The sequence below is a fragment of the Chitinophaga varians genome, from assembly GCF_012641275.1.
GTDB lineage: Bacteria > Bacteroidota > Bacteroidia > Chitinophagales > Chitinophagaceae > Chitinophaga > Chitinophaga varians_A.
Genome location: NZ_JABAIA010000003.1, coordinates 1,120,508 through 1,139,102 on the forward strand (window position 1 = coordinate 1,120,508; position 18,595 = coordinate 1,139,102).

General features: G+C 52.4%; 3 protein-coding genes. All 3 read left to right on the forward strand.

The window, feature by feature from the left end; translation table 11 throughout:
* Positions 1-26: 26 nt before the first annotated feature.
* From HGH92_RS27270 to HGH92_RS27280, 3 genes are read left to right on the forward strand one after another with little or no spacing between them, the layout of a single operon-like run.
* Positions 27-13,469, forward strand: coding sequence for a non-ribosomal peptide synthetase/type I polyketide synthase (locus tag HGH92_RS27270; protein WP_168873979.1), 13,443 nt, complete (start codon positions 27-29; stop codon positions 13,467-13,469).
* Positions 13,470-13,517: 48 nt separating this feature from the next.
* Positions 13,518-15,377 carry an asparagine synthase (glutamine-hydrolyzing) gene (asnB, locus tag HGH92_RS27275; protein WP_168873980.1) on the forward strand — a complete coding sequence of 620 codons (1,860 nt, stop codon included), beginning with the start codon at positions 13,518-13,520 and terminating at the stop codon, positions 15,375-15,377.
* Positions 15,378-15,437: 60 nt separating this feature from the next.
* Entirely contained in the window at positions 15,438-18,575 is a 3,138-nt protein-coding gene (locus HGH92_RS27280) for a non-ribosomal peptide synthetase (protein WP_168873981.1), read from the forward strand.
* Positions 18,576-18,595 lie beyond the last annotated feature (20 nt).

Below are 18,595 nucleotides of genomic sequence, written 5' to 3' on the forward strand. Positions count from 1 at the left end.
GAATAAACTATCTCAATTGCAAAAAGATGAGTACATATACGGGATTAGAAATCGCGATCATCGGTATGGCCGGACGGTTTCCGGGCGCTGCTGACGTCCATGCCTTCTGGAACAACCTGGCTGCCGGTGTAGAATCTGTCCGCTTTTTCACGGATGAAGAGTTGCGGGAAGACGGGGAAGACGAGCGTTTGATCAACACCCCGGGCTATGTAAAGGCGAATGGGCTACTGGAAGACAAGGATTGCTTTGATGCTGCCTTTTTTAATTACCGGCCGGATGAAGCGGGGATCATGACACCGCAGATGAGGGTATTTCATGAGTGCGTCTGGGCGGCGCTGGAGGATGCCGGTTGCAACCCGGATGAAACGCCCTATAAAATCGGGATGTTTGCCGGAGCTTCGCCGGATATCAACTGGGAGCTGTATGCACAGCTCATGAACAGGGACGGAAAAGTGGATGACTTCACGCTTTCCCTATTGTCCAACCCCAAATTCATTGCCACCAAATTATCTTATGACCTCAATCTGAAAGGTCCGTCGGTTTTTCTGGATACAGCCTGTTCAACATCGCTGGTGGCAGTGCATATGGCGTGTAAGAGTTTATTGCTGGGAGAATGCGGAATGGCGGTAGCCGGCGGAGTAACGGTCACCAACAGGCCGCGCAGGGGATACCTGTACCAGGAAGGTATGATTTATTCGAAAGACGGGCATTGCCGCACGTTCGACGACGCTGCCAGTGGAACTGTTGCCGGCGAAGGCGCCGGCGTGGTGGTGCTGAAAACACTGAAGAATGCGCTGAAAGATGGAGATAATATCTGGGCTGTTATCAAAGGCAGCGGCATAAACAACGACGGGGCCGGCAAGGTAGGATATACGGCGCCATCTGTCAAAGGGCAGATAGAAGCTATCATGATGGCGCAGAAATGGGCGAAGACAGCGCCGGAGACCATCAGCTATATCGAGGCGCATGGTACCGCCACCAAACTGGGAGATCCCGTGGAGATGGAGGCGCTCAATGCCGTGTTTGGAAAAAGCGAGGCGAAATATTGTGCGGTCGGATCGGTAAAAACCAACATAGGACATCTGGACACGGCAGCGGGTATCGCAGGGCTGATCAAAGTTGTATTGTCGCTTCGGTACCGGCAGCTCCCGCCCAGCCTGCATTTTCAGACACCTAACCGGGAGATCGGTTTTACAGGTACGCCTTTTTATGTAAATACCGCCCTCCGGGAATGGCGCAACGATCAGTACCCGTTGCGGGCCGGCGTCAGCTCCTTCGGTATTGGCGGCACCAATGCACATCTCATACTCGAAGAAGCGCCGCAGGCGCCCGATGTGGCAGATGGCCGGAAAAGTCATCTGCTCATGCTGTCGGCGAAGACAAAGCCGGCGCTGGAAAGAGCTGCTGCTAACCTAAAAGCCTTTCTTGAACAAAACAGTGACGCCAGCCTTGCTGACCTGGCATATACGCTCCAGACAGGCAGAAAATCGTTCCGATACCGGAAATATGTGGTCAGCGAAACCTTCAGCGAAGCGATCGCTCAACTGGCGAAGGCGCCGGTGGAAGACAGCGAATCAGCCACCCGTACGCAGCACTACCGGAAAGTTTTTATGTTCCCCGGGCAGGGATCGCAATATATCAACATGTGCAGGGAACTATATACCTCTGAACCGGTATTCCGGGAAGAGACAGACAAAGCATTCGCCATCGTTGAAAAAATATCCGGCAGGCAACTGTACCCTGTTGTGTTTCCTGAAGACGGGGCAGATACTACTGCGATTGATGAAACAGCCTGCACGCAGCCCCTGTTGTTTATCGTGGAGTATGCGCTGGCCCGCCTGCTGATCACATGGGGGATTCTTCCCGACCTGATGATTGGCCACAGTGTGGGAGAATATGTGGCTGCCTGCATCAGTGGCGTGTTCTCGCTGGAAGATGCCCTGTGGCTGGTGGTGAAAAGAGGAGAACTGATGCAGAAGGCGCCAAGAGGAAAGATGCTCGCTGTCTCCATGGGGAGGAAAGCGCTCGAAAACCTGCTGCCCCATTATAAAAACATTTCGCTGGCGGCGGTAAACAGCAGTTCTCTCTGTGTGGTAGCAGGAACAGAGGCCGCCATCAGTGAGTTTGGCGCAGTATTGAATGCGGAAGGATATGCCAGCAGGCTACTGCGTACCTCCCATGCCTTTCATTCCTACCTGATGGACAGCGTGCTGGATGAATTTCATCAGGTGGTGGCCCGGGTGCAGATGCATCCGCAGCAGATCCCTTTTATTTCAAACCTTACCGGCCTTCCGGCGGCCGACGCCATGATCTGTACGCCCGGGTACTGGGTAAATCATCTCAGGCACACGGTTTTGTTTGCAGACGGCATAGCAACAATTCTGCAACAGGAACACACGGTGCTGATAGAGGCAGGGCCGGGGAAAACCCTGGGATCCTTTGTGCAGTCAGGTAAAGCGCAGAACGCTACACATAAAGTCTGCCAGCTTACCCGGCATCCCCGGGAAGATACGGGAGACCTGCACCGGTTGCTGGCTGGCATAGGACAGCTGTGGCAATGGGGAATTGTGCCCGACTGGCAACAATTTTATCAGGGACAGGTACGCCGTAAAATATCCCTGCCAACCTATTCATTTGAGAAAACCAAATTCCCGGTGTATGTGGACGCTTCCCGCATGCTGTCGGAGATGACGGCTGACAGGGCTCTGCAGAAGGATGCTGATATGTCCCGTTGGTTCTATACACCTTCCTGGACGATTGCTCCGCCCGTACAGTGCCCGCGGCCCGTGAAGGAGACCGGCTACACGTTGCTGCTGGCAGATGAGTGCGGTGTGGGGGAAGCGCTGGCTTCCGGCTACAAAGCAGCTGGAGAAAAGATCATCTGCGTAACTGCCGGCGACGCTTTTTATCAGCATACAGACGATGCCTATACCATCGATCCTTCGTGCAGGGCACATTTCGATCAGTTACTGACCGCTCTGGCTAAAAGTCATCGGTTGCCTCACTGCATCGTTTATTGCTGGGGAATACAGGAACCTGTTTCACAGACTGTTTCGGCAGCCGTGTTGAGCCGGTGCTGTTATGGCCTGCTGGAGCTGGCCAAAAGCTGCCAGGCATATGGAGAACGTGCCCCGCAGTTTGTGGTGATTACCCATAAAATGTATTATATCCTTGACGCTGCCGGACCTGCCGGTCTTCAGGTGCTGGCGCCGGCCCTGCTGAAAGTATTGTCGCAGGAAACGCCTGGGATGCGCGCCAGTCACATTGATATAGACCTGGAAGATTTGCTGCGGGCCGATTTCGCCACGTTCCTCCAACGGGAAATACAAACTGCGGAACGGGGCGCGGTAACCTGCTTTCGCCACGGGAAGCGGTGGCGGCAAACATTTGAGCGGATAACCCCTCCCCATGCCCATGCATTCCGGCAGGAAGGAGTATACCTTATTACCGGCGGACTGGGGAACCTGGGTTTTGTGATCGCGGATTATCTTCTCCGTACACACAACGCCAGGGTAATGTTACTTGGCCGCACCGGGTTGCTGACAGCAACATCAGACAACCTCTGTCCGGCACAGGTGGAAAAGCTGCAAAGGCTTCGCAGGCTGGAAAAACATACAGCCGGTAAGGTGGCATACCTGTCCTGCAACGTGGCAGACCCCGCCCGGCTGGCTGCAGCGGTAAAGGAATGCGAAGCACGTTTCGGCGCGCTGCATGGCGTTATTCATGCGGCAGGCATCACCGGCGGCAGCTCCGTTAGCCCCGCATCGGAACTAACCGCAGCGGATTTTGACGCGCAGTTCGAACCAAAGATAAAGGGCGTGCAGGCACTGAAAGAAGTGCTGGAAGGAAAGCAGGTAGATTTTTGCCTCATCATCTCGTCGCTGTCGGCTGTACTCGGAGGTATAGGCTTTGGCGCTTATGCGCCGGCCAATGCCTTCATGGACCACTTCATCAGCAGCCACAAAGCACAGGAGAAACTGGAGAACTGGATAAACGTCAGCCTGGACGGCCTTGAGCTGGAAAGCGCCACGGCAGACCTGATCGGTAAAGAGGAGGTGATGGCAGTGCTGGAACGTATACCCGCCATGAAGGAACTGCCGGGCGTACTGGTGTCCGCATCGGACCTGTATGCAAGGCTGGACCGGTGGATTTACGGCAACAGGCCGGAAAATCAACAGCCGGCTTTGCAGCCGGTGCTGCCGGCATATGAGGCGTCATTGCCCGTAACAGCAGCGGCGCCAGGTGTGGCAACGCAGGCGCTGACCGCATTATGGCAACAGTTCTTTGACCGCGAGATTACCGCTGAAGACGACTTCTTCGAAATCGGCGGAGACTCGCTGAAGGCCCTGACGATGATCGGCAGACTACGTAGCGCTTTTCATGTTGAAATATCGGTGCGCGACTTCTTCCATCATTCAACCGTCGAAAAAATGGCTGCGTTGATTGCCGCCACCGCCGCCGTTCACAACGATGAAGCGTCTACATATGCCCCGGTTGCGCCATCTCCGCGGAAAGACTGGTATCCGCTGAGCGCAGTACAGCAAAGACAGCATTTCCTGTATGAATTCGACCGGTCGTCGCTCGCCTACAACCTTTCTCAGATGATCCGGATAAAAGGACCGGTCGACAAAGAGAAGTTTAACCGTGTCATAAACAGGATCGTGGCACGGCACGAGATATTAAGGACCTATGTCGGGTTTGAAGAGGGCACGGCGGTACAGAAGATAACAGATGCCGTACATATCCCGCTGGACCACATAATGGCAACAGAAGATGAACTTCCGGAGGTAATAAAAGGGTTTGTCCGGCCATTTGATCTGCACAGTGGTCCGCTGCTTCGTATAGCTCTGGTGGAGATAAGCACAGACGAATTTCTCCTGATGATTGATATGCATCACTTTATCTCGGATGGCGTATCATTCAATATATTCCTGAAAGAATTTATGGCGCTCTACAACGGGCAGGAGCTCGCCGAAGTAAAACTGCAATACAGGGATTATGCAGTGTGGCAGCGTACCGAAGCCCGGAGGCAGTTGTTGGAACAGCATCGCCATTGGTGGCTGGAGGAATTCGCGGAGGAGGCGGCTGCACTGGACCTCCCATTAGACTACAGTAGACCTTTGGTACGAAATTACAAAGGCGCCACCATAGAGTTTGATCTCGGTGAACAGGAAACACAACAGCTCCGGGAGATAGCAGAAGCGGAAGGCGCAACATTATTCATGGTGTTGCTGGCGGTATACAGCGTGCTGCTGGGAAAATTGTCCGGCCAGGAAGATGTTGTGATCGGTACCCCTACCTCAGGACGCGATCATGCCGATCTGGAAAGCATCATGGGAATGTTTGTCAACACAGTGGCGATACGCACCTTCCCACGTGGAGAAATGTCCTTCCGTACTTTACTGCGCGAGGTACGTTCAAAGGCACTGAATGTATTCGACAGGCAGGCATATCCCTACGAATCGCTGATCGACGAGCTTAAGCTGGCGCGCGATACCAGCCGTAACCCGTTGTTTGATGTGTGGTTTGTGTATCAAAACTTTAACGATACGCTGCTGGAGCTACCTGACCTGCGCCTGTCACCGTATCCTGCGGGAAGCGCTATCTCCCAGTTTGACCTGTCGCTGACTGCCGGAGAACTGAACGGACGGCTGCATTTGAATTTTGAATACTCTACAGAGCTTTTCAGCCGCAATACCATCGAACGTTTTATCACTTATCTGCGTAGGATCGTAAACGCTGTCTGTGCCAACGCAGATGACAGGATTGCCTCCATCGCTCTGGTGCAGGGAGCGGAAAGAGAGCTGTTGCTGAACACCTTTAACGACACGGTTAAGCACATAGAAAGGGAGAAAACTTTTTTTGCCCTTTTCATGGAGCAGATGTTGCGCACGCCGGAGCATATTGCGGTAGAACATCGCCATCTTTCGTTAAACTACCACGAGCTGTATGGCCGTGCAGCCAGGCTGGGTCAATATCTTGCGGCAAAAGGCATAAAGGCAGGGAGCAGGGTGGCGTTGTACATGCCAAGAGGTATTGATATGCTGACGGCCATCCTGGGTACTTTCCGCGCCGGTGCGGCGTATGTGCCGGTGGAAACAGACTATCCGTCACAACGCGTACTGGAAATCATTACAGACAGTAATGCTGAGGTCGTGCTTGTGAACAGGCAGTCGCTTTCGTTGGCTGATGACCCGGGGCTATCAGCAGAAATCTGTAATGTAGAGGATGTTGTTCAGACCGACCAGGGAACGGCTATACCAGAACCTGCAAAAGCCGACGATATTGCCTATATCATCTTTACCTCCGGCACTACCGGCCGCCCTAAAGGCGTAATGGTGCACCAGCTGGGGATGCTTAACCATATCTATGCGATGATAGAGGCACTGCAGCTGGGCGAAGGCGATGTTATTGCACAAATGGCTTCCTGCAGTTTTGATATATCTGTCTGGCAGTTTTTATGCGCGCTGCTGACAGGCGGCAGGACCTGCATTATAGACAAGGATATCGTGCAGGACCCGGCCAGGTTGCTGAAGGAAATCCGGGAAAAACAAGTCACCATCGCGGAGATGGTACCTTCGTTGCTCGGCTCGTTGCTGGACGAAGCGTTGCTGTCAGGCGCGCCGCAGCGGCTACCGCTACGATGGGTGATACCTACCGCCGAACTGATCACACCGGCGCTAGCCGCCAGATGGTACGGCGCCTATCCGGATGTTAGGCTTATTAATGCTTACGGCCCCGCAGAAGCGTCGGATGATGTGACGCTATACCTTATCCGGCCGGATGATGACAGGCCTGTCATCCCCATCGGTAAGCCCGTTGGGAATATAAGGATATACATTCTGGATAGATACCGTAACCTTTGCCCGGTGGGAGTTGTCGGAGAAATTTGTATTGCCGGCGTGGGGGTGGGCAAGGGATACTGGCAGGACAACGAGAAGACCGCCCGCGCATTTATACCGAATCCTTTTATTACGGACGCCAACCCCTGGTCAGCAGACTACAGCGTGCTGTATTGCACCGGTGACATGGGATATTACCTGCCCGATGGAAATATTGTGTTCAACGGGCGCCGCGACCACCAGGTAAAAATCCGTGGTCATCGTATTGAGTTGAGCGAAGTGGAAAATCATCTCCTGCAACATGGTCAGCTGAAAGAAGTGGCGGTGCTGGACCGCGAGAAAAACGGCAGCCGGTTCCTGGCGGCCTATTATGTGGCCGGTCAGGCGTTATCAGCAGACGACCTTCGGACTTACCTCATGAGCCGCCTTCCAGAGTATATGGTGCCCTCATTTTTTGTCTGGATGGAGAAGATGCCGCGTACTGTGAATGGCAAATTGGACAGGAAAGCACTTCCGGCGCCGGAGGCAAGCCGGACAGAAATGCAGGAGATGCCCGTCACTTCCAGCGAACAGCTACTGGCAGACATCTGGTGCAAAGTACTGGAAATACAGACAGTTGGTGTAACGGACAACTTTTTCGCCATCGGCGGAGATTCCATCAAATCAACGCAGATTGTTTCCCGTCTGAGGTCAGCCGGTTATGAGATCTCTGTGAAAGATATTTTTATCTGCCAGAATATCCGCGAACTGGCAAACCGGGTACGGCCGGTTGTCAGCGTCAGTGATCAGTCGCCTGTAACAGGTACGGCTATACTCACACCGGTACAGCGGCTTTTCTTTGAAGGGCCTGTCACCCGGAAACATCACTATAACCAGTCAGTATTGCTCAATTTTCCCGCAGGAATATCTGTCGATGTTGTCAAAAAGATCTTTATCCGCATACAGGAACACCATGATGCGCTCCGGATGGTGTTGAGGCACAACGGCGACGGTGACATAATGATGGAGAACCGGGGCGTTGATATGGAGCTCTGGTGCAGGGAGTATGACTTCCGGGGTACGCCGGACCCGGCGGCAGCACTCCTGGCTGCCTGCAATAGCGTACAGGCAGGGATCGATCTGCAATCCGGCCCGTTGATGCGGCTTGCCCTGTCACATATGCCCGATGGCAGCCGATTACTGATCGTCATCCATCACCTGGTGGTGGATGGTATTTCGTGGCGTATCCTGCTGGAAGATATAGCTTCGCTGTATGACAGGCTGCAGAAAAATGAAGTGCCCGGGCTGCCTCCCAAAACGGATGCCTTTTTAAACTGGCCATCACGCCTGTCGGAATATATACGTACGGAATCTTATCAAAAAGCGAAGTGTTACTGGGCATTACCAGCGCCGGGTAAAACAGTGCCCATCAGGCGCGACCATAATACCGAACAGGGAACGCTGGCGCATGCGGCTATAGAAACCATACGGCTGGATCATGCTACTACAGCGGCATTGATAACAACGGCGCATCATCGTTTTGGTACCCGCATCAATGACCTGCTGCTGACTGCGTTGCTGCTGGCGGTACGCAGGCAATATGGAAATAATATCCTGCGACTGGACCTGGAAGGTCACGGGCGCGAAGAGCTCGTGCCTGGAACAGACATCAGCCGAACAGTAGGATGGTTTACCAGTATTTTCCCCGTGACACTGGAAGTTGCGGGAGAAGACCTGGGCACAACAATTAAGGCTGTCAAGGAAACACTGCGGGCCATACCCAATAACGGCATCGATTATGGCATATGGAGGTTTATGGACCCCGAAGCACATGTGCCGCCGGAACATGAGACGCGCCCGCAGATCATTTTCAATTATCTCGGTCAGTTCGATGAAGACAACGGTGGCCCACTGTATGCGATGGCACCCGAAAGCAGCGGTGACGAGCAGCACGGGGAAGAAATACTTGAATATGAACTGGAAATATCGGGGCATATCGCCAATGGAACGCTTGAGCTGAACCTGCGTTTCAGCCGGGAACAATATTACCCCGAAACCATCCGCTCCCTGATGCATGCCTGCAAAGACTATCTCGAACAGATTACCGCCTGTTGCTGCGCGGAAAATATCAGGGAGCTTACGCCTTCCGATCTTACTTATAAAGCGCTGACGGTAGAACAGCTGGACGCTTTGCAGAAGCGCTATGCCGTGGCGGACGTATATCCCCTGTCGCCCATGCAGGAAGGTATCTTCTTCCATACGCTCTACGATGAACATGGCCGTTATTATTTTGAGCAGCTCACCTGCCGCGTGGAGGGCACTTTAAATATAGAGGCAGTTGAACAAGCCATGAACGTTATCATAGACCGCTACAGCGTATTACGTACGGCTTTCGTGCACGAAGGGCTGGACCGCCCGTTGCAGGTGGTGCTACAGGCCAGGAAAGTAGATTTCGCATATATCGATGTCTCACCGGAATGCAGGGAGAAAGGAAAGGAGGCGGTCATCCGGTCTTATCAGTTACAGGACAAGTCGCGCAAATTCAATCTGGAGAAGGATGTATTAATGCGCCTGACCATTTTGCAGCTGTCAGACGAAGCCTGTGCGTTTATATGGAGCTATCATCATATCCTGATGGACGGCTGGTGCATGAGCCTCATTATCGATGATTTCCGGAAACTGTACCACGCTTGCAGCAGTGGCGGGAAAGCAGCGCTGCCACCGGTTAAACCTTACAGCGAATACATCTCATGGCTCGTCAGCAGGAACACCTCTGCATCGGTTGGGTACTGGCGGCAGTATTTATCCGGGTATGACAGCCCTGTTACCCTGCGTGCTGCCGCAAAGGTTTCACCCGCTGCAACAGCCGCGCCTCCCGGTATGCTGGTACAGGAACTGCTCATTGCTCCCGGCGTGACGGGACAGTTGAAGAATATGTCCATCAAGTATGGCGTGACTATCAATACCATCCTGCAGCTGGCATGGGCTCTTATGCTGGGACGATATAACAATACTTCCGATGTAGTGTTTGGTGCCGTTGTATCCGGCCGCCCTGCGGAGGTAGCAGGAATCGAGTCTATGGTAGGACTTTTTATTAACACCATCCCGGTGAGGGTAACCTGGACTGCAGAAGATACGATGCCCCGCCTTTTAAGAAAGCTACAGGAAACCGCGCTGAACGGGGAAGTACATCACTTCCATTCCCTGGCGGAGATACAGGCGCTCAGTGAGCCCGGAAGGGAATTGCTCGATCATATCCTCGTTTTTGAGAACTACCCCATCAGTAGCGCGATACAGGGCGGCGGCCTTCAGGCAGGCGGGCTGGCCATTACCGGTGTAACTGTTGACGTGCAGACAAACTATGACCTGGCTGTTGTTATTATGCCGGGAGATACGATCTGTATCAATTTCAAATACAATCCACAGATATATGACACCGCCGCCGTTGGCCGCCTGGCTGCTCACCTGGAGCAGATCATCACCGGCCTGGCGAACGACTGGGCGCGGCCGGCAGCAGATCTGGAAATGATAACGGAAGCAGAAAAAGCATGGCTGGTACAGCTGAATGAAGCGGTACTTCGTTACAGCAACGAAAAAACTTTTATTCATATGTTTGAAGAACAGGTTGCGCAGAGGCCCCTGCACGATGCCGTGGTGTATGGAGATGACAGGATCACTTACCGGGAACTGAGTGAAAGAAGCACCGAAATGGCCGGGCGGATACGCCAACGGCCGTATGCAGGCGAACTGGTGGCCGTTTATGTGTCTCCTTCTGTGGAAATGATGATTGCATTGTTGGGCGTCCTCAAGGCAGGCAAAGCGTTTCTGCCGCTGGACCCGGGGCAGCATACCGGGCGCCAGGCGGAGGTACTCCTGGAAAGCCGCGCAGGCTTGCTGTTAACGACTGAGGACCTGCAGCAAGACCTGCATTTCGATGGAGAAAAGCTGATGATACACCGGCAGCTGCCCGCAGGCACTACAAATGAGGATTGTCTTCCGGCCAGACCGGAATGCCCGGCATACGTTATCTATACCTCCGGCAGCACTGGCCGCCCCAAAGGTGTAAAAATCAGGCACCGCAATCTTGCCAACTATGTACGGTGGTTCACGCAAATGCTGCCATTGACGCCGGGCGATCAATCAGTGCTTACCTCCTCGTACGCTTTTGACCTCGGTTATTCTTCTATATTCCCGGTGCTGGCCGGTGGGGGCACATTGCACCTGGTATCGCCTTCCTGTTACCGTTCGCCCGAAGAGTTGTTGCAGTATGTGGCGGATAACCATATTACCTATCTGAAGCTCACGCCCACCCTGTTCAGCGCCATAGTGGAAGCACCGGCCTTCGGACGATGTCCGTTGCCTGCGCTCAGGCATATTCTGCTCGGAGGGGAACCTATAGTGCCGGCCGATATCGAAAAAGCCATGAAGTACTACGGGCATATTCAATACATCAATCACTATGGACCAACAGAAACGACCATCGGCGTTGTGGCACAACGGATAACCGACCCATCGTTCTTCCGGCGTCCGACGATTGGCAGGCCGGCAGGTAACACAAAAATATTTATCGTCGACAGGCAGCTGAAAATACAGCCGCCCGGCATTCCGGGAGAACTATGCGTGGCGGGAGACAGCGTGGGCGAAGGCTACCTGCATCAGGAGGCGCTGACAGAAGAAAAGTTTGTTTCGATTCATTCACTGACGACAGGCAAAGTATACCGTACCGGAGACCTGGCCACGATACTCCCCGATGGTAATATCGAGTTGCTGGGGCGGATCGATCATCAGGTTAAGATCAGAGGGTTCAGGGTGGAAACAGGAGAAATAGAAAATCGATTAACCGGTTTTCAGGAAATAAAGCAGGCTGTTGTCGGGCTGTTGGAAAAGGGGGGCAGCAAACAGCTCGTGGCGTGGTATGTAGCGGATAACGAAATTGAGCATTGGCGGCTGAAAGACTATCTGGCAGCCCGCCTCCCGGACCACATGGTGCCTGTTGCTTACGTACGGATTGATAAGCTGCCCCTTACGGGAAGCGGAAAGATAGACCGCAAAGCGCTGCCTGACCCCGGGGTAAGGCCGGAAGGAAGTTACGTGGCTCCACGCACACGGACGGAGCAAACACTGGCCGGAATATGGGCAGGACTGCTACAGATAGATGCTGTAACCATTAGTGTAAAGGATGACTTCTTTGAACTGGGCGGCCATTCCGTCACCGCTGTAAGGCTAAATTACCGCATACAGGGATTATTTGCCGTCAGGCCGGGTATACAGCAAATCTTCCATACGCCGACTATTGAACAGCTGGCGCGCATTGTGGATACGCTGCGTAAAGAAGAGGCAATAATGATCCGGCGCCGGGAGAAAATGGACTACTACCCGGCATCTTCTGCACAGGAAAGAATATTTTATGAGCATACACTGGTAAAAGATAATCTCACTTATAATAACTGTAAAGTCTATCGCATGAGCGGCAAGCCGGACCTGGAAAGGCTGCAACAGTCCATCCGGCTGCTGGTCAGCCGCCACGAAGGGCTGCGCACCGCCTTTTTGCTTACGCCCGGCGGGTTGGTTCAACGGGTAGACGATACAGCGGACGTGGAGATCGTAGACCTGAGCGCCGGCTATCAAACAGTGGACGACGCCTTCAGAGGGTTTGTCAGGCCCTTTGATCTGCAGGCCGGTAATCTGGTCCGTTGTGGCGTGCTGCAGTTAAACGATGAGGAGAACTTCCTGTTTGTTGATATACATCATATCGTATGTGACGGGGTTTCCCGCGATATTCTGATGAACGACTTTAAGGCGTTTTATAAAGGAGCCACACCGGCGCCGCTGGCGTTGAGGTACACGGATTATGCCTGCTGGCAACGGCAGCGGCACGGAAGTCTGAAACAACAGCAGGAGTTCTGGCGGAAAAAGCTGGCCAATAAGCCGGAGGGCGCTTCGTGGCTGATCGCCCGCAACGGCGGCGTGCCCGATATGCAGGTGGCCGGCTGCTACCGGATGGAGCTGGGCAGCCATTTGCGAACGGCAGCTTCCAGGCTCGCCAGGGCTTCGGGGGTGTCAGATTTTATGCTCCTGCTTTCTGTCTACTATATACTCCTGTCAAAAGTGTCCGGAGGCACTGACATCACGATCGGTACTGAAAGCTTAGGAAGGCCGCAGGAGCGACTGCTCGACGTGGTGGGGACGTTTGTGAACCTGCTGCCCCTACGATTGCAATTTGATGAAAATACACCTTACGCGGAACTGTTGCAGATGGTCCGGAATGTTGTATTGGAAGCTTTTGAACACCAGGATTATCAATATGAGGACATGGTGTCTATGCTTCGGGCAGATGGTAATACCGTTCCCGCGCTCATTGACGCACATTTTTCACTTATCACCGCAAGACCGGCCACGATAGAACCGGATGATCTTGATTTTGTGCCCTGCGAAGACCTGTGGATTGCTACAACAGATCATCCGCTCAGTTTACAAATCGCAGAAGAGGGAGACTGCTGGAATTTGTATTTCATCTACAACAAAGCACTCTATGAGGCAGAAGAGATCGGGTTGCTGGCGGCCTACTATAAAAACATTACCGAAGCTGTGCTGGAAAACGGAAGTATACATATTAACGGCATAAAGCCGGAAGTGGTCATATCATGAACAGCACGCCGGTTTACACAAACTTAACCTGATATTTAACGCTATTTTATGTGTGGAATTTGCGGATATATTAAATATGACGGACCGCTGTCGGAATATGACAAAAAGATCGTAGCGCAAATGAACAGCAAGCTACGCCACCGCGGACCGGATGCCCAGGAAACAGTACTGCTTGATAATGTGGCGCTGGGCTTTTCCAGGCTCAGCATCATCGGCCTGGAAAACGGAATGCAGCCCCTGTATAATGAAGACAGGTCTGTTGTCGTGATCTGCAACGGAGAGATATTTAACTATATAGAGCTCAGGCAGCAACTGAAGAAAAAAGGACACGCGTTCCGGACGGATTCAGATGTAGAGGTCATCGTGCACTTGTATGAAGAACACGGGATGGACTTCCTGAACAAGCTGAACGGCCAGTTTGCCTTTTTGCTGTATGACCGCAAAAAACAATGCGCTTATGGTGTACGTGACCAGATGGGCATCGTGCCATTCTTCTATACAACTGCCGGCAATGCCTTTATTTTTGGTTCAGAGATCAAAGCGATACTGGAGCATCCCCTGGTAACCCGGGAGTTGAACCTCACAGGGCTGGACCAGATATTGACGTTTGCAGGGCTGATCAGTCCTGTCACAATGTTTAAAAATATTTCCAGCCTCGAAAACGGTCACTATCTGCATATTGATAACAAAGGAAAGATCAGCAAGGTGGAATACTGGGATCTCATTTATCCCGAAGGGCAGATAGGAGACGGCGGAAAACCCGAGAAATATTTTGTAGACAGACTGGAGGAGCTGTTTTGCGCATCGGTAAACCTCCGGTTGAGGAGTGATGTGCCGTTGGGATTTTATCTGAGCGGAGGGCTGGACTCATCTGCCATTGCCATGAAGGTTTGCCTGTTGGCAGCGGGGAATGTGAAAGAGGCTTTCTCGATAGATTTTGTGGAATCTCAGTTTTCCGAATCAGCATATCAGCAACTCGTGGCAAGAGAAAGCAAGGCCGCGCTTAACCGGAAGATCTTCTTTTATGATGATATCAGCGAAAGGCTGCGGCAAGTGATCTATCATTGTGAATGTCCTTTGAAGGAATCCTATAATACCGCCTCGCTTTCCCTGTCAGAGTCGGTCCGTTCAAAAGGCATTAAAGTCGTATTGTCCGGCGAAGGCGCCGATGAGTTGTTTGCCGGGTATGTAGGTTTCAGGTTCGATAAAATGAGGGCCATGCAGGTGATGCAACATGCCATTACCCCGCGAGAGCAGGCACTCCGCGAAAAAGTATGGGGCGACGGGGACTTTTTTTACGAGCGTAATTTTGTGGAGACGGAGGCAGACAAAAGAAGCCTTTATGGCGACGCGGTAAATGCGGTTTACCACGACTTCAACTGCCTCCGGCATTTTGTGGTCAACAGGGACAGGCTTAGAAACCGGGATATGGTGAATAAAAGAGCGTATATCGATTATAAGCTCCGGTTGGTGGATCACCTCGTGTCTGATCATGGAGACAGGATGGCGCTTGCCAATTCCGTGGAAGTCAGGTATCCTTTCCTGGACAGGGAGCTGGTGGAGTTTTCTGCAACCGTCCCCTCGGATCTTAAACTGAACGGGTTTACCGAAAAATACATCCTGAAAAAAATGGCCGGACGCTTTGTTTCCAAAAATGTGGTTGAAAGAGAAAAATACGGGTTCGTGGCGCCCGGCAGTCCTTACCTTCTCCGCCGCAATGTGGAATATATCAATGACCTGCTGTCATATGAGCAGATAAAGAGACAGGGGATTTTTAATCCGGGACAGGTAGAACACCTGAAAAAAATGTACAGTCAGGAAACATTCACGCTTGATCTGCCTTTTGAAACAGACCAGCTGATGATTGTACTGACACTGGGCATATTGCTGGACGAATACTTCCGATAGCCCGCCTGTTTCCCTTACAGGGACCGATCATACGCAAATCTCGCCAATTAAATCTATGTTATGACCTTTCAGTCTGAACTGATCAGCAGCCTGCGTGGCCATGCTGATAAGACCGCCGTGGAGTACGGCAGCAGGCATGTCAGCTACGCAGAGCTGCTGACCGGCGCCAACAGCATTACCTCCTTTTTAACGGGCATGGAGCTTGGAAAAGAAGCAAGGATAGCTGTCTATTTCAGCGATCGCGCAGATCTCATCACTGCTATTATCGGTATTGCCAATGCAGGATGTGTTTTTGTGCCGGTAGACCTTTCGCTGCCGGCCAACCGGCTGGCGACCATCCTGGAAGAACTGGCCCCCGCCGTTTTCCTGACATCCCGTTGCTCGCCCCATATCAATAAGCTGCACGATGCGCATGTATCCATTTGCTATGTGGAAGATGCGGCTGCCAGCCCGCAACAGGCAGATATGGTAGCAGGTATCTATCCTGCGTGGGACGAACAGGACAGCCTTTATATTTATTTTACCTCCGGGTCAACCGGCAGGCCCAAAGGGATTATCGGCAGAAATGGCAGCCTGTTGCAGTTCTTGAAATGGGAAACCGAAACGTTCTGCATTGATACAGGCTGCAGATGCAGTCAGTTCATCAGCCCCTATTTCGATGCTTTTCTGCGGGACATCTTTGCACCGTTGCTGCAGGGCGGGACGATCTGCGTGCCGCCCGATGATGAAACTTTCCTGACGCCTGACCGCATTACCGAATGGATAGACCGGGAGGGGATCACCCTTGTCCACTGCGTACCGTCTTTATTCCGGCTCATCAACAACGACAGGCTTACCACGCAGCATTTCAGTAAGCTGAAACATGTGCTGCTATCCGGCGAGAAAGTGATTCCTTCTGAGCTGGCCCCGTGGTACGCTGTTTTCGGGGAAAGGATACAGCTGGTGAATCTGTACGGGCCCACAGAATGTACAATGGTCCGCGTCTTTCACCGCATCACACCTGCTGATATCAGCAAAGCCAGGATACCAATAGGGGAGCCGATCGCGGATACGAGGCTGATGATCTGTGATGATGCCGGACAACCCTGTGGGCCTATGATCCCGGGGGAGCTGTATATCATCACCAACTATGCAACCAAAGGCTACCTGAATGATACAGAGATGACCAGGGAACGGTTTGTAAGAATACATGACGAAGTATTGGGTGATACCATCGCATTCCGGACAGGGGACATTGCGCGCTTCCTGGTAAATAAAAAAGTAGACCTGATAGGCAGGGCAGACCGGCAGATGAAGGTCAACGGTATCCGGATAGAACCGGATGAGATAGAGCAGCAGCTGATAGCCTCCGGCATAGTAAAAAGCGCGTTGGTCACCGACCGCGGGGAAAACGGCAACACCTCCCTGATGGCCTTCGTAGTATTACAGGAAACATACAAAAACCACCCCGATGCTCTAACACGCATTTTGGAGCATCTTCATGCCAACCTGCCAGCTTATATGATTCCCCCGGTGGTAGAGAAGGTAGATAGGTTCCCCCTGCTGAGCAACGGAAAAATTGACTACAACAAACTAAAGAGCCAGGTTGGGAACCGCCAGCGTCCCATCGTTGCCCCGACGGACCATACAGAGGTCTCATTGCTGGGTATCTGGAAAGAAATTCTCGGAGACAGACCCATTTCAACAGACGACAGTTTTCACCATGCCGGCGGCAATTCGCTCGCGGTGATGAAGCTGATCGGCAGGATATACAACGAATTCCAGGTGAGATTTTCCCTGCAGGCGCTGTTCGATAACCTGACCATCAAAAAGCAGGCGGCGCTTATCCGGCAGTCGGCCCGTGAAACGTTTTATACCATCACTCCCGCTGTGCCGAAAGCCGCCTATCATGTTACTGCCGTCCAGGAGAGAATGTACTACGATTATGCTAAGGACCGCAACAGTACTGCGTACAACATGCCGGTGGCTTGGGAGATAGCCGGTGAGGTACACCGGGACAAGATTGAGACCGCCGTCCAAGCGCTGCTACGCCGTCATGAAAGCCTGAGAACAGCTTTCCGGTTTGTTGACAACCGGTTGATGCAGGTAATACAGGAAGATATCAACTTCTCCCTGGAAGCAATAAATTGTGACCCTCATGCAATAACGGGAGCTATCGCTTCTTTTGTCAGGTCTTTTGACCTCGAATGTGCCCCGTTGCTCCGATGTATGCTGATTACTGTAAACGATGGCCGCAGCATACTTGTGATGGACATACATCATATTATCTGCGATGGCATTTCACAGCAGGTACTGTATACCGATTTTATAAAGCTCTACCAGGGAAAGATGCTGCCCCCGCTGGCCATACAATATAAGGATTACGCAGAATGGGAATGGAATTTCAGGATGACGGAAGAATACCTTGCCAACCGCGAGTTCTGGCTGAAAATACTGGAAAGGGAAGTGCCCGTACTACATCTGCCCGTTTCCCGCGGAACGGGTGAGCTGCCGGACCAGGCCGGACAGGTGACGGTCGCAGTCAGCAAACAGTTGCTGGCGCCGCTGATAAAAGATTTGAGTGAAAAGGAAGTCACTATTGCCCCTGTATTATTGTCTGTGTATTTCCTCTTTCTTTCGCAGATCACCGGCCAGGAAGATATTGTAGTAGGGGTTGCAGCTTCGGGAAGAACGCAGTATGAGCTGGAAAATGTGGTGGGAATGTTTGTGAAAACGTTGCCGGTGAGGAGCCTGGTTCGTCCGGACCAAAAGGTAACGGATTTTATCTATGACCTGCATCGCCACCTGGTGCAGGCAGGCGACCGCCAGATGTATGATCTTTCGGATATTCAGCATGTTCTGAACAGGAGGGGTGGTCAACAGGAACGCGAGCTGTTCAGGACCATGTTTGTTTTTCAAAATTTTGAACGCGGACATTTGGAGGCAACCGGATCACCTTTCCGGCTATATGAAGTGGAGCACGCTTCCCCTGCATACCCGCTGACGCTCATCTCGTTTGAAGATGATACAGCCTTTTACTTCCGCCTGGAATTTTCAAGGCAGTACTTTACCCCCGAAGATGCCCGGTTGCTGGCATCCCGGTTTGTTGAGCTGACGCAAAAACTAGCGCGTCACTCCAGAGGCGCCATCGCCGATGTTATAGATGACAGCAGTATTGCGCCTGTCACTGCCGGTGAAGAAATCTCTTTTAACTTCTGATTTTTTAACTCCCAGCACTT

What these genes read in the sequence shown, in the direction of transcription:
- HGH92_RS27270 (WP_168873979.1), top strand. Translation starts at nt 27, where the DNA reads ATGAGTACATATACGGGATTAGAAATCGCGATCATCGGTATGGCCGGA.
- asnB (WP_168873980.1), top strand. Translation starts at nt 13,518, where the DNA reads ATGTGTGGAATTTGCGGATATATTAAATATGACGGACCGCTGTCGGAA.
- HGH92_RS27280 (WP_168873981.1), top strand. Translation starts at nt 15,438, where the DNA reads ATGACCTTTCAGTCTGAACTGATCAGCAGCCTGCGTGGCCATGCTGAT.